At 55.5% G+C, this 12,927-nt stretch carries 14 protein-coding genes and 1 other annotated feature; of the genes, 4 read left to right on the top strand and 10 right to left on the bottom strand.

Annotated features, from left to right (window positions below):
• Nucleotides 1-252: 252 nt before the first annotated feature.
• On the top strand, nt 253-885 hold the full coding sequence (gene ompW, locus AC2FAK_RS03095) for an outer membrane protein OmpW (RefSeq protein ID WP_013096285.1): 633 nt from the start codon (nt 253-255) through the stop codon (nt 883-885).
• A gap of 53 nt (nt 886-938) precedes the next feature.
• Here the strand turns inward: ompW and AC2FAK_RS03090 are convergent, their stop codons facing one another.
• From AC2FAK_RS03090 to trpL, 10 genes are all read right to left on the bottom strand, one after another.
• Nucleotides 939-1,343, bottom strand: a complete 405-nt coding sequence (locus AC2FAK_RS03090) for a cell envelope integrity TolA C-terminal domain-containing protein (protein WP_046889824.1) — start codon at nt 1,341-1,343, stop codon at nt 939-941.
• Nucleotides 1,344-1,431: 88 nt separating this feature from the next.
• Entirely contained in the window at nt 1,432-1,866 is a 435-nt protein-coding gene (uspF, locus tag AC2FAK_RS03085; protein WP_013096287.1) for a universal stress protein UspF, read from the bottom strand.
• Between the two features lie 132 nt (nt 1,867-1,998).
• On the bottom strand, nt 1,999-2,232 hold the full coding sequence (yedF, locus tag AC2FAK_RS03080; RefSeq protein WP_013096288.1) for a sulfurtransferase-like selenium metabolism protein YedF: 234 nt from the start codon (nt 2,230-2,232) through the stop codon (nt 1,999-2,001).
• Nucleotides 2,229-3,440 carry a selenium metabolism membrane protein YedE/FdhT gene (gene yedE / locus AC2FAK_RS03075; RefSeq protein WP_029883576.1) on the bottom strand — a complete coding sequence of 404 codons (1,212 nt, stop codon included), beginning with the start codon at nt 3,438-3,440 and terminating at the stop codon, nt 2,229-2,231. The genes yedF and yedE overlap by 4 nt, the downstream gene beginning before the upstream one ends.
• A 182-nt stretch (nt 3,441-3,622) precedes the next feature.
• Nucleotides 3,623-4,432, bottom strand: a complete 810-nt coding sequence (gene trpA / locus AC2FAK_RS03070; protein ID WP_095454516.1) for a tryptophan synthase subunit alpha — start codon at nt 4,430-4,432, stop codon at nt 3,623-3,625.
• Entirely contained in the window at nt 4,432-5,625 is a 1,194-nt protein-coding gene (trpB, locus tag AC2FAK_RS03065; RefSeq protein ID WP_028013413.1) for a tryptophan synthase subunit beta, read from the bottom strand. The genes trpA and trpB overlap by 1 nt, the downstream gene beginning before the upstream one ends.
• Before the next feature lie 10 nt (nt 5,626-5,635).
• Nucleotides 5,636-6,994, bottom strand: a complete 1,359-nt coding sequence (gene trpCF, locus AC2FAK_RS03060; RefSeq protein ID WP_095454515.1) for a bifunctional indole-3-glycerol-phosphate synthase TrpC/phosphoribosylanthranilate isomerase TrpF — start codon at nt 6,992-6,994, stop codon at nt 5,636-5,638.
• A 3-nt stretch (nt 6,995-6,997) separates the two neighbouring features.
• Nucleotides 6,998-8,593, bottom strand: a complete 1,596-nt coding sequence (trpD, locus tag AC2FAK_RS03055) for a bifunctional anthranilate synthase glutamate amidotransferase component TrpG/anthranilate phosphoribosyltransferase TrpD (RefSeq protein WP_095454514.1) — start codon at nt 8,591-8,593, stop codon at nt 6,998-7,000.
• Nucleotides 8,593-10,155 (bottom strand): anthranilate synthase component 1, encoded by a 1,563-nt coding sequence (locus AC2FAK_RS03050; RefSeq protein ID WP_095454513.1) that lies wholly within the window; start codon nt 10,153-10,155, stop codon nt 8,593-8,595. Before AC2FAK_RS03050 ends, trpD begins: the two co-directional genes overlap by 1 nt.
• Before the next feature lie 25 nt (nt 10,156-10,180).
• Nucleotides 10,181-10,274 (bottom strand) — a sequence feature (Trp leader region).
• Nucleotides 10,251-10,295 carry a trp operon leader peptide gene (gene trpL / locus AC2FAK_RS03045; protein ID WP_106993556.1) on the bottom strand — a complete coding sequence of 15 codons (45 nt, stop codon included), beginning with the start codon at nt 10,293-10,295 and terminating at the stop codon, nt 10,251-10,253. It overlaps the preceding feature by 24 nt.
• Nucleotides 10,296-10,434: 139 nt before the next feature.
• Between trpL and rnm the strand changes: the two genes are divergently transcribed.
• The 3 genes from rnm to rluB all read left to right on the top strand — a co-directional run bounded on the left by rnm (nt 10,435) and on the right by rluB (nt 12,905).
• Nucleotides 10,435-11,316 (top strand): RNase RNM, encoded by an 882-nt coding sequence (gene rnm / locus AC2FAK_RS03040; protein WP_095454512.1) that lies wholly within the window; start codon nt 10,435-10,437, stop codon nt 11,314-11,316.
• Nucleotides 11,313-11,933, top strand: a complete 621-nt coding sequence (locus tag AC2FAK_RS03035) for an L-threonylcarbamoyladenylate synthase (RefSeq protein ID WP_013096362.1) — start codon at nt 11,313-11,315, stop codon at nt 11,931-11,933. Before rnm ends, AC2FAK_RS03035 begins: the two co-directional genes overlap by 4 nt.
• 96 nt (nt 11,934-12,029) lie before the next feature.
• The gene (gene rluB, locus AC2FAK_RS03030) at nt 12,030-12,905 is read left to right on the top strand and encodes a 23S rRNA pseudouridine(2605) synthase RluB (protein WP_013096363.1); all 876 of its coding nucleotides are present in this window, start codon (nt 12,030-12,032) and stop codon (nt 12,903-12,905) included.
• Nucleotides 12,906-12,927: the final 22 nt, after the last annotated feature.

The following is a 12,927-nucleotide window of genomic DNA, read 5'->3' as shown; positions in this document are numbered from 1 at the left end:
TCACATTGTGAGAGCGCTAAATTATCCAGCCGCCATTCGAAGAGCAAGAGGGGGGAAACAGAAAATTTTGTAACCGGGAAATGCCAAAAATTGACGTAAGAACAACTTTTGGCCTTACGGTGTGTCACCAAAAATTAACCCAGATCAATGAATGTTAAGTTACTGGTTTTAATGTGATCTGTGACAGATCACTTATTACTCATTTGTGAGTATATTCTCATCCGCAGCTAAAACCACAACGATGGAGCGGATATGAAAAAATTAGCGGTGGCAGCCCTTATCTTAAGCAGTCTCTCTGGCGGCGCGTATGCGCATGAAGCAGGTGAATTCTTTATTCGTGCCGGTTCGGCAACGGTACGTCCAACTGAAGGTTCTGATAACGTGCTGGGAATGGGCGGCTTCAACGTCAGCAACAACACCCAGTTAGGTTTAACATTCACGTATATGGCGACGGATAACATTGGCGTTGAGCTTCTGGCAGCGACGCCATTCCGTCATCGCGTTGGTTTAGGCCCAACCGGTGATATCGCCACGGTGCATCATCTGCCGCCAACGCTGATGGCGCAGTGGTACTTTGGTGACTCAAGCAGCAAACTGCGTCCCTATATTGGCGCAGGCGTGAACTACACAACCTTCTTTGATGAGAAGTTTAACGATACCGGTAAAGAGGCCGGACTGACCGATCTCAGTCTGAAAGATTCATGGGGCGTGGCAGGACAGGTGGGGATGGACTATCTCATTAACCGCGACTGGTTAATTAACGCCTCAGTCTGGTATATGGATATCGATACCGATGTCCGCTTCAAGGCAGGCGGACAGCAACAAAGCATCAGTACCCGTCTGGATCCATGGGTATTTATGTTCTCTGCAGGTTATCGTTTCTGATTCTACTTTCCGGGACTGGCCAGAACATGGCCAGTCTTTCTACCGGCTTACCTCTACGGTTGCCCCTCCATGTTCCAGCGGGCAGAACCCATATCCTGAAACACACGCTCGTCTGTGAAGGGCGGGAAGGTGGCCCGTGTTGCCGCGTCGGCTAAAGCCTGGCAATATGCTTTGTCTCCGCCTTTTATCTCCAGGTTCTGCAGTAGCCCGTCGACGGTAAAGTCGAGATGCATGTTGCATCGCTTACCATTCCAGGCGTGTGGATCGGCCAGCGCCGAGTCCAGCGCTTTCTTTATCGCGGCAGCCTGTTGACCATAGATATCCTTATCGGAGACTTTACCGGACTGCTTATAGGAGCACGAGTCGAGAGCGGTTTTCTTCTGACAACCTTCAGGCGCGAGAGGAGCACAGCCCGTTATTGCTGTGGCAAGGCATACCAGCATCACTACTTTTTTCATTGTTAAGTCCGTTTATCGAAATTATTTTATTGTACAACGTCTTAAATAAGCCCCGGAATTCCGGGGCTTAAGTTTCTCAGCAGCCTCGCTAGCGTACAACCAGCACCGGGCATTTTGCATGGCGTACCACAACCGCCGCGTTTGAACCTAAAAGGTAGGTTGTGATATCCGGTCGATGGGACGCAATGATAATAAGGTCTGCGTTGATACTGTCAGCCAGCTTCAGGATCTGATCTTTAGGCGCACCTGAGATGGCGTGTGTCTCCACACGATCGGCAGGTAAATTAAACTGCTTAACCATCTCTTTGAGCTTCGTAAGGGCTTCCTCCTGAATCTCCGCCAGCTTTGGCATTTCAACCGAATACGCCAGCCCAAGCGATGAATAGTAAGGGAAAGAAGGCACTACCGTCAGAAAATGGATTTTACCGTTACCGATTGCTGCGTTTGCCTGAACATAGGGAATCACCTGTTCGGTCAGACGACTTTCAGAGATATCGACAGGGACTAAAATTGAATTAAACATACCTCACCTCCTGTTTGTTTTTTATCCACTTTAAGTGTAGTGCTACCATTTTCAGTGGCGCTGTATTCGCCATCAAAATGGGAGGTGAGGCAGCTTTTTTGACGGGGGGGACGCCCCCCGTCACCTGGCGGTTTACTTCTGGATAAGATAGCGAATGGTCGGGCCATCCTGCTGAATATCCAGTACGGTGTAACCGTGGTTTTTGGCATCCAGAGGAATGTTGTTGATGGACTGCGGGCAGTCGCTCACCACTTCCAGAATTTCCCCTTTTTGAAGCTGCGGGAGCGCTTCAAGCGTAGCGACAGCCGGGTAAGGACACGGTTCACCGACCATATCAAGGCGGTAGTCAGGCACAATCTCTTTCATGCTGCATTCTCCTGGGGTTCAGGTTTAACCGTGGCACGGCGAAAGAAGCGTTTCTCTTGCGCGACAACCAGTAAAAAAGCGACCAGCAGCAGGGCGTAGGTCACCAGCAGCCCGCCGAGCGGGCCAAACGTGCTGAGCAGATTCACCTTGTCCCAGTTCGTGGCCAGCACCGGAGACAAATCGTCCCAGTACCAGGCCAGCAGGGTGGAGCCGATGACGTTCCCCAGACCTACCCACCAGTAATGCACCTGACCTTCAACCGCGCGGTACATCCAGCCGGTTTCACACCCGCCAGCCAGTACAATTCCGAAGCCAAACAGCAGACCGCCAATCACCGCGTTCGGACCAGCCCACATGATTTTCGGCTCAACACCCAGTTGCACATAGCTGAAGATGCCAATGGCGCTTACCGCCATACCCGCAATAATCGCTTTGGCCATCATTGTACGGCCGGTGATCCACATATCGCGAAACGCCGAGGTGAAGCAAATCTGCGCACGTTCTATCAGCAGGCCGAAACCGACACCGAACAGCATGGCCAGGCCCAGCTTAGGCTGGTTGAGCGCCGTACAGAGCGCCCAGGCGACCATGGCGAAAAAGACCAACATGCCGAGACGAAAACGACGACGCGCCTGAGAAGGCTTTTGCGTCAGCGGCGAGGCAGCGCTGACCTTCACCATTTTGACCGGAATGCGGAACAGCGGCAGGAGGGTAAACTTCGCGCCAAAGTAAGAGCCAATCGCCGTGGCGACAGCAAAAAACCAGGCGTGCAGCGAAAACTGTGGAATGCCGGTAAAGAAAGCGGCCAGGTTACACCCCATCGCCAGACGGGCGCCGAATCCGGCAATCATGCCGCCGACAATCGCCTGCATAACGCGTATCCGGCTTTTAGGCATTCGCAACTTAACGTTGTTAGCCCACAGCGCGGCGGCAAAACAGCCCCCGAACATGCCGATAATCATCATACCGTCGATACGGGTCAGCGGCGTGCCGTCCAGATGAATAAGCTTAAAGTAACCCCACTCCTCGGTATGTACGCCAGCGAGCTGCAGCAGTTGCCCACCCCAGCGGGTGAATTCGCCGGTTACGGCCCAGAAGGTGCCGGTAATGCCGAAATAGTAGGTGGAAAGGATCCCCGCCGCGATGACGGCCGGTACTGGTGACCAGAACTTAACCAGGTAAGTCTGTTTGAAGTATTGCCATGACATGAGTAAGCCTCTGAACTCAGAAGGTTTAAAGCCGAAAAGAGACCAAATCATACGCTTACGGCAAGGTTTGAAAAGCCATTCACGCCGAAAATATCGATGGGATCAATTTTGGCGTAACGCTTAAGTGATAGCGGGAATATAAGAGGAAGACCGTCTGGCTGAGTCGCCAGACGGTGGAAGGATCAGGCTTTACGCGTTGCTGCTTTCATCGCCGTAACAAATGCTTTGAGTTCAGCCAGCATCTGATCGGGTTTGTCCACGTTCTTCTCAATGATTTTGACGATAGCAGAGCCGGAGATCGCGCCTGCCGCTTTTGCGTCAATTGCCGCCGTAACCTGATCCGGGGATGAAATCCCGAATCCCTGCAGCGGAGGCGCTGCGTGGTATTCAGCCAGTTTTTCTACCAGATGATGCAGCGGCAGCGCGGCTTTGTTTTCAGCACCCGTCACGCCCGCGCGGGAGAGCAGGTAGGTGTAACCACGGCCGTAAGATGCAATCTGGCGCAGCAGTTCGTCATCGGCGTTTGGCGGGCAGATGAAAATCGGCGCCACGTTATGACGCATAGCCGCCTGGCGGAACGGTGCAGATTCTTCAACCGGGACGTCGGCCACCAGCACGGAGTCTACGCCGACCCGCGCGCACTCGGCATAAAATTCGTCGATTCCGCGGTTAAAGACCAGGTTGGCATACATCAGCAGGCCAATCGGAATGGTCGGGTGCTTCTGACGGATCGCGGCCAGCATCTCAAAACACTGCGTTGGGGTGACGCCCACGGCAAAGGCACGCAGGGTGGCGTTCTGAATGGTCGGGCCATCCGCCAGCGGGTCAGAGAACGGGATCCCCAACTCCAGCGCATCGGCACCGGCTTCAATCAGGGTGTCGATAATTTTTAGCGACTGCTCCGGGCCCGGATCGCCCAGCGTGACGAAGGGAACGAACGCGCCTTCCTGGCGGGATTTCAGTTGTGCAAATGCGTTATCGTAGCGTTCCATCAGATTTCCCCTCGTGCTTTCAGAATATCGTGAACGGTGAAGATATCTTTATCACCGCGACCGGAAAGGTTAACGACCAGCAGTTGCTCTTTTTCCGGGTTTTCTTTCATCATTTTCAGCGCATGCGCCAGAGCATGCGAGGACTCCAGTGCCGGTATGATCCCTTCGCTGCGGCACAGCGTCTTAAACGCTTCCAGCGCTTCGTCATCGGTGATGGAGACGTAGTCCGCGCGTCCGGTGCTGTTCAGGAACGCATGCTGTGGCCCGACGGACGGGAAATCCAGACCGGCAGAGATGGAGTACGACTCTTCAATCTGACCTTCATCGGTCTGCATCATCGGCGCTTTCATGCCGAAGTAGATCCCCACGCGGCCATGTTTCAGCGGAGCGCCGTGCTCACCGGTTTCAATCCCGTGACCCGCTGGCTCCACGCCGATCAGGCCAACACGGGTTTCGTCGATAAAATCAGCGAACATCCCGATGGCGTTTGACCCTCCGCCCACACAGGCAATCACCGCGTCCGGCAGACGGCCTTCTTTTTCAAGGATCTGCGCTTTGGTCTCTTCGCCAATCATGCGCTGGAATTCACGCACGATAGTCGGGAACGGGTGCGGGCCAGCGGCCGTGCCGAGCATGTAGTGCGCGGTTTCATAGCTACCAGACCAGTCGCGCAGCGCTTCGTTACAGGCATCTTTCAGCGTGGCTGAACCACTGTGAACCGGGATCACTTCTGCGCCCATCAGACGCATACGGAATACGTTCGGAGACTGACGCTCAACGTCTTTCGCCCCCATATAGATGCGGCATTTCAGGCCGAGGAGGGCGCTGGCCAGTGCTGATGCCACGCCGTGCTGACCCGCGCCGGTTTCGGCGATGATCTCGGTTTTGCCCATCCGTTTTGCCAGCAGCGCCTGTCCTAACACCTGGTTGGTTTTATGCGCGCCGCCGTGCAGCAGGTCTTCACGCTTGAGGTACAGCGTGGTTTTGGTGCCTTCCGTCAGGTTGCGGCATTTGGTCAGCGCTGTTGGACGGCCCGCGTAGTTTTTCAGCAGGTCGGTAAATTCAGCCTGAAACGCTGGATCTTTCTGTGCGCTCACAAACGCTTCTTCCAGCTGGCGCAGTGCGGGCATCAGGATCTGCGGAACGTACATCCCGCCGAACTCACCAAAATACGGGTTAAGTAATGTCGTCATTTTTTCTTCCTTAATATGCACGCAGAGTTTTAAATACCGAGGCCAGCTTACTGGCATCTTTGATGCCCGGTTGCGACTCTACGCCTGAATTGAAATCGAGGCCCGCGCAGCCGGTTTTGGCTGCTTCCACACAGTTATCCGGGCTAAGTCCACCCGCCAGCAGGACATTGTCCAGCGCTTCGCCGTTCAGCAGTGACCAGTCAAAACGCTGGCCTGTACCGCCCTGGCCGTTATCGAGCACGTATTTATCAACATGATTCAGGTTACGTGCTGGCAGGGTGCTGCCCACGCTCTGCGCTTTCCAGATCTGAACCTGAGGAGCCAGCCCGGCACGCAGGGCATCGATGTATGCCTGATCTTCATCACCGTGCAGTTGTACTGCACTAAGGGATAACGCCTCGGCTTTTGCCGTAACGTCCGCAATATCAGCGTTACGGAAGACGCCCACATAGCTGAGTGGGGCTGCCGCTATCACCTTGCGTGCCTGTTCATCGCTCACCGCACGCGGTGAGGCGTCCACAAAGATCAACCCGCCGTAAATAGCCCCCGCCTCATAGGCGGCTTGGGCATCCTGTTCGCGGGTTAAGCCACACACTTTGTTTTCACCCAACAGCACCCGACGCACTGCGGCATTGAGATCGTCATGTGCCATCATCGCGGAGCCAATCAGAAAACCGTTGGCAAAGTGGCTCAGCTCACGCACCTGGGCGTAGCTGTTGATCCCGGATTCACTGATAACAGTCACGCCAGAGCCCAGACGCGGTGCCAGCTGACGCGTACGATTCAGGTCAATTGACAGATCGCGCAGATCGCGGTTGTTAATCCCGACCACTTTCGCCTGCAGTGCAATGGCTCGATCCAGCTCTTCTTCGTTGCTCACCTCGGTCAGCACGCCCATGTTGAGGCTGTGCGCCACCGCAGCCAGCTGGCGATACTGCTCGTCGTCGAGCACCGAGAGCATTAGCAGGCAGGCGTCAGCCTGGTAAAAACGCGCCAGCCAGATCTGATACGGGTCGATAATAAAGTCTTTGCACAGAATCGGTTGCGGCGCGATGCTGCTGACAACAGGCAGAAAATCGAAGCTGCCCTGGAAATATTTCTCATCCGTCAGCACAGAGATCGCCGACGCATGATGCTTATAAATGCCGGCAATACGCGCCGGATCGAAATCCTCACGGATAACGCCTTTCGACGGGGAGGCTTTTTTGCACTCAAGAATAAATGCGGTGCGCGCGCCCTGCAGGGCATCATAGAAACGACGGCTGCTTGGGACGACGTCGTTCTGAAAACTGGCAAGCGGCTGCTGCGCTTTGCGGGCTTCCACCCAGATGGCCTTATCGGCAACGATTTTCGCTAAAACGGTCTGCATTCTTTACCCTCTTGCCGCAAGTGCGGTAACGCGATCGTAAGCTGCACCAGAGCGCAGTACGTCCAGAACTTTTTGTGCGTTGGCTTTGAGATCCTCTTCGCCGTGCAATCGCATCAGCATGGCGACGTTGGCTGCCACGGCTGCCTCATGGGCGACCTCTCCCTTACCTTGTAATAAGCGCGTGAGAATGTCACGGTTTTCTTCCGGCGTGCCGCCTGCCAGCGCCTCCTGATGATACGGCGTTAAACCAAAGTCGGCGGCTTCCAGCTGGTAGCTCAGGATTTCGCCATTGCGCAGTTCCGCGACGAGAGTTGGCGCGTGAAGGGACACTTCATCCATACCCCCGCTGTGAACCACTGCTGCGCGCTGATAACCGAGCACGCGCAAGGTTTCCGCAATTGGCAGAACCAGTTCCGGGCTGTAAACACCAATCAGCGCCAGCGGCGGGTGCGCCGGGTTGATCAGCGGCCCCAGTACGTTAAACAGCGTGCGTGTTTTGAGCTGCTGACGAACCGGCATCGCATGGCGGAAACCAGTGTGATACTTCGGCGCAAACAGGAAGCAGACGCCCAGATCGTCCAGCGCTTCACGGGAGCGTTCGGCGTTCATATCCAGGTTAATGCCGAAGGCAGCCAGCAAATCGGACGAGCCCGAGCGGCTGGAGACGCTGCGGTTACCGTGTTTCGCCACCTTCAGGCCACACGCCGCGGCCACGAAGGCACTGGCGGTGGAGATATTGATGCTATTGCTGCCATCTCCCCCGGTGCCGACGATATCCGCAAACTGATAATCCGGGCGCGGGAAGGAGGCGGCATTTTCCAGCAGGGCCGTGGCGGCACCGGCGATTTCTTGCGGGCTTTCGCCGCGCACTTTCATGCTTACCAGTGCGGCCGCCAGCTGTTCAGGTTTCAGCTCACCGCGAACCACGGCAGAAAAGAGCTGGTGGCTCTCCTGCTGGCTCAGGGTCTGCGCCTGATACAGCTTTTCCAGAATCGGTTGCAGCGTGTTGGTCTGCTCCAGTTTCTGCAACGCCCAGTCCAGCGTCTGCTCCAGCAGTCGCGCGCCATGGGTCGTGAGAATCGACTCCGGATGGAACTGCATGCCGCAGACGCGATCCGCATCGTGGCGCACGGCCATCACCATCCCTTCAAACGAGGCGTTAATGGTCAGCCCGGCCGGGATGTTGCTGCCCACCAGGGAGTGATAGCGCGCAACCGGCAGCGGATTTGGCAGGCCGGCAAACATCGCCTGGCCGTCATGTTCAATGCTGGAGGCTTTGCCATGCAGGATTTCACCTGCCTGACCCACATAGCCGCCATAGGCTTCCACAATCGCCTGGTGACCCAGGCAGATACCGATAATCGGCAGTTTACCGCGCATACGGGTCAGCAGCTCCGGCATACAGCCCGCTTCACTGGGGGCACCTGGGCCAGGAGAGAGCATCAGCACCGGGTTTTGCATGGTTGCCAGACGGTCTATCAGCGTCTGTGCCGGAACATGGTTACGATAGATAACGACGTTGTGACCATTCGCACGCAGCTGATCTGCCAGGTTATAGGTAAAAGAGTCGATGTTATCGAGCAGCAGAATGTCAGCCATCAGAAAATCTCCTGTGCGTGATGTGCGGTAGCAATGGCTCGCAATACCGCGCGGGCTTTACTGCGGGTTTCGTCAGCTTCAGACTGCGGAACAGAATCCAGAACAATCCCTGCGCCTGCCTGCACGGTAGCGATACCGTCCTCAACGTAGGCGGAGCGGATCACAATGCAGGTATCCAGATCGCCATGGGCAGTGAAGTAGCCCACTGCACCACCGTAACTGCCGCGACGGCGCCCTTCAGCCGCCGCGATCAGCTGCATGGCGCGAACTTTCGGCGCGCCGCTCAGCGTGCCCATGTTCATACAGGCGCGGTAGGCGTGAAGCACGTCGAGGTCACTGCGCAGTTCGCCCACCACGCGGGATACCAGATGCATAACAAACGAGTAGCGGTCGACCTTGGTTAAGTCCGCCACGTAGCGGCTGCCAGGGGTACAAATGCGCGCCAGGTCGTTACGGGCCAGATCAACCAGCATCAGATGCTCGGAGAGCTCTTTATGGTCGGTACGCATTTCCAGCTCAATACGGCTGTCGAGATCGCGATCCAGCGAGCCATTGGCTCGACGGCCGCGTGGCCGGGTTCCGGCAATCGGGTAGATCTCAATCTGGCGGCTGGTGGCGTCATATTTCAGTGAACTTTCAGGGGATGCGCCAAACAGGGTGAAATCGTTGTCCTGCATAAAGAACATGTACGGGCTTGGGTTGCTCTTTTTCAGCACGTCATAGGCCGCGAGCGGCGACGGGCAGGGCAGAGAGAAACGACGGGACGGAACAACCTGGAAAATTTCTCCGGCGCGAATCGCTTTTTGCATCTGGCGAACCACGGCACCGTACTGATCGTCGCTCTGATTAACCTCACAGGTCATTTTCTCGACACGATGTACAGGCAGCGCAGGCGGCGCTTCGGTCATTTGTTGCTGCAACTGCTCAATACGCTGCTCAAGGCGTTTTTTCTCTGTCGCGGATGGCGTGAAGAGGCTTGCCTGAATACGGGTGTTTTTTTTCTGGTGGTCGATCACCAGTAAGGTTTCGGCCAGGTAGAAGCAGTAGTCGGGGCAGCGGTTACCCTGTTCAATGTCCGGTAAATCTTCGAACCCGGCCACCAGGTCGTAAGCAAACAGCCCGCCAAAGAACATTGCTTCGCGTTCATCTTCCGGCACGGTGACCAGATTTTGCAGCAGACGGAAGGCATCAAAAACGGAAAGAGAGCACAGGCGTGCGTCTTCGTCCAGCAGTTGGCTCACCGCCGGGAAGTGCAGAACGCGCATTTCAGGATGGTGTTCATTTTCGATACCAGCAGGCAGGCTCGCATCCAGTAACGGCAGCAGAGCCGCACCGTTATCCGATAACGCTTTGATAGTGACAGTGTCACCTAGCGCCGTAATGCGCAGCGCGCTGTCCACCAACAGCAGGCTCTTGAGATCGTCTTTGCTGTCAATATCGGCGGATTCCAGTAACAACGTGGCTGGACGCGCACCGCAGACCTGATGAAACAGCGCGGTTGGGTTGTGGCGATAGGCCGCCTCGCTGGTCAGCAATTCGAGGTGTGGTTTGGCTGTTTGCATTATGTTGTTCTCATTTATTCTGTTCAAAAAAAAGCCCGCTGATGAGCGGGCGGGTATCTGTTTGCTGTACGCAGACGTGTGACACTGCCCGGAAATCAGGAAGTGCGCCACCAACCGTGCAGAGTGAAATGTGCAGTCATTTTCAGATACCTTTCTCGTGTGAACTTGCGTACTAGTTAACTAGTTCGATGGCGTATTGTCAACCCTTGATTTCAGAATTTCGTGGCAAGTCGGTATCATGGGCTTTTAAGATGTCTCTAACCTGTGACGGGAAGTGCTTTGAACGATACCACCTACGCCGTAATTTATGATTTACACAGCCATACCCAGGCCTCCGATGGTCTGCTGACGCCCGAAGCGTTGGTGCATCGTGCCGTTGAAATGCGGGTTGGCACGCTGGCCATAACCGATCACGATACAACCGATGCCATTCCAGCCGCGCGCGCCGAGATTGCCCGCAGTGGTCTGGCACTCAAACTGGTTCCTGGCGTCGAGATATCGACCGTCTGGGAGAATCACGAAATCCATATCGTTGGCCTGAACATCGATATAGACCATCCGGTAATGTGTGCGTTTTTGCAAGAACAAAAAACGCGCCGCAACCAGCGCGCAGAAATGATCGCTGAACGTCTTGAAAAGGCGCATATTCCGGGCGCACTGGAGGGGGCACAAAGGCTGGCAAATGGGGGCGCGGTAACGCGCGGTCATTTTGCCCGTTTTCTGGTTGAGGTGGGCAAGGCCACAACGATAGCGGATGTCTTTAAACGCTATCTGGCTCGCGGGAAAACCGGATATGTTCCGCCACAGTGGTGTACAATAAAACAAGCTATTGATGTGATTCATCATTCTGGCGGTAAGGCCGTGCTGGCCCATCCGGGGCGGTATAATCTTTCTGCTAAATGGCTGAAAAGACTGCTGGCGCATTTTGCCGAATGCGGTGGCGAGGCGATGGAAGTCGCCCAGTGTCAGCAGGCGCCCAACGAGCGTTCGCAGCTTGCGACCTACGCCCGCCAGTTTGGTTTGCTGGCGTCGCAAGGCTCAGATTTTCATCAGCCCTGTGCGTGGATAGAACTGGGACGCAAGCTCTGGCTACCCGCAGGCGTTGAGCCTGTCTGGCAGCTCTGGGAACAGCCACAGCAACTTGAAGAGAGGGAAGTATGAGTCAGTTTTTCTATATTCATCCGGATAATCCGCAGCCGCGCCTGATCAATCAGGCCGTGGAGATCGTGCGTAAAGGGGGCGTTATCGTCTACCCGACCGATTCGGGTTATGCGCTGGGCTGTAAGATTGAAGATAAAGCGGCGATGGAGCGTATTTGCCGTATTCGCCAGTTGCCGGACGGTCACAACTTTACCCTGATGTGCCGGGATCTCTCTGAGCTATCGACCTATGCTTATGTCGATAACGTGGCATTTCGTCTGATTAAAAATAACACGCCGGGCAACTACACCTTCATCCTGAAAGGGACGAAAGAGGTTCCGCGCCGTCTGTTACAGGAAAAGCGCAAAACCATCGGGATGCGCGTGCCGTCTAACCCGATTGCCCAGGCCTTGCTGGAAACGCTGGGTGAGCCGATGCTCTCAACCTCGCTGATGCTGCCCGGCAGTGAATTCACCGAGTCCGATCCGGAAGAGATCAAAGACCGTCTGGAAAAGGTAGTTGAGTTGATTATTCATGGCGGTTACCTCGGTCAGCAGCCGACCACGGTTGTCGATTTAACGGAAGATGCACCGGAAGTGATTCGCGAAGGCGTGGGTGATGTTAAGCCTTTCTTGTAAAGGTGTAAGCAGCTATACTACGCGGCCATCAAATCAGGGCATAGCCCTGGTTTGACCTGATTCGACGCCTGTGAAGGCGACACCTGAGGAAGCTCAATGAGCGAGAAGTTACAGAAAGTGCTGGCGCGTGCCGGCCACGGCTCACGCCGTGAAATCGAAGCCATTATTGAAGCCGGACGCGTGAGTGTGGACGGTAAAATCGCCACGCTCGGTGACCGCGTAGAAATCGTGCCGGGCCTTAAAATCCGTATCGACGGTCATCTTATCTCGGTTAAAGAATCTGCTGAGCAGATCTGCCGCGTGCTGGCGTACTACAAGCCGGAAGGTGAACTGTGTACGCGCAACGACCCGGAAGGTCGCCCGACGGTATTTGACCGTCTGCCTAAACTGCGTGGCGCACGCTGGATTGCCGTGGGGCGTCTGGATGTGAACACCTGCGGTCTTCTGCTGTTCACAACGGATGGTGAACTGGCAAACCGTCTGATGCACCCAAGCCGTGAAGTGGAACGCGAATACGCCGTACGCGTGTTCGGCCAGGTTGATGAGAACAAACTGCGCGATCTGTCGCGTGGCGTTCAGCTGGAAGACGGTCCTGCAGCGTTCAAAACCATCAAATTTACCGGTGGTGAAGGGATCAACCAGTGGTACAACGTTACCCTGACCGAAGGCCGTAACCGTGAGGTTCGTCGTCTGTGGGAAGCGGTGGGCGTGCAGGTTAGCCGTCTGATCCGTGTCCGTTACGGCGATATTCTGCTGCCAAAAGGTCTGCCACGTGGTGGCTATACCGAACTGGACCTGACGCAGACCAATTACCTGCGTGAACTGGTGGGCCTGGCGCCAGAAACCACCTCAAAAGTGGCGGTAGAGAAAGATCGTCGTCGCATGAAGGCGAACCAGATCCGTCGTGCGGTGAAACGCCACAGCCAGGTGAACAATAATCGCCGCGCTGGCAGCCGTAATAACAACGGTTAAAAATAGAAGCCCGGTTAACATC

This window comes from Enterobacter cloacae complex sp. 394F7 (genome assembly GCF_057320385.1).
Note: the sequence above shows the minus strand (reverse complement) of the source record. Positions and strands in the feature narration are given on the sequence as shown.

Coding starts and splice junctions, on each gene's coding strand:
- ompW (WP_013096285.1), top strand. CDS start 253: ATGAAAAAATTAGCGGTGGCAGCCCTTATCTTAAGCAGTCTCTCTGGC.
- AC2FAK_RS03090 (WP_046889824.1), bottom strand. CDS start 1,343: ATGAAAAAAGTAGTGATGCTGGTATGCCTTGCCACAGCAATAACGGGC.
- uspF (WP_013096287.1), bottom strand. CDS start 1,866: ATGTTTAATTCAATTTTAGTCCCTGTCGATATCTCTGAAAGTCGTCTG.
- yedF (WP_013096288.1), bottom strand. CDS start 2,232: ATGAAAGAGATTGTGCCTGACTACCGCCTTGATATGGTCGGTGAACCG.
- yedE (WP_029883576.1), bottom strand. CDS start 3,440: ATGTCATGGCAATACTTCAAACAGACTTACCTGGTTAAGTTCTGGTCA.
- trpA (WP_095454516.1), bottom strand. CDS start 4,432: ATGGAACGCTACGATAACGCATTTGCACAACTGAAATCCCGCCAGGAA.
- trpB (WP_028013413.1), bottom strand. CDS start 5,625: ATGACGACATTACTTAACCCGTATTTTGGTGAGTTCGGCGGGATGTAC.
- trpCF (WP_095454515.1), bottom strand. CDS start 6,994: ATGCAGACCGTTTTAGCGAAAATCGTTGCCGATAAGGCCATCTGGGTG.
- trpD (WP_095454514.1), bottom strand. CDS start 8,593: ATGGCTGACATTCTGCTGCTCGATAACATCGACTCTTTTACCTATAAC.
- AC2FAK_RS03050 (WP_095454513.1), bottom strand. CDS start 10,155: ATGCAAACAGCCAAACCACACCTCGAATTGCTGACCAGCGAGGCGGCC.
- AC2FAK_RS03035 (WP_013096362.1), top strand. CDS start 11,313: ATGAGTCAGTTTTTCTATATTCATCCGGATAATCCGCAGCCGCGCCTG.
- rluB (WP_013096363.1), top strand. CDS start 12,030: ATGAGCGAGAAGTTACAGAAAGTGCTGGCGCGTGCCGGCCACGGCTCA.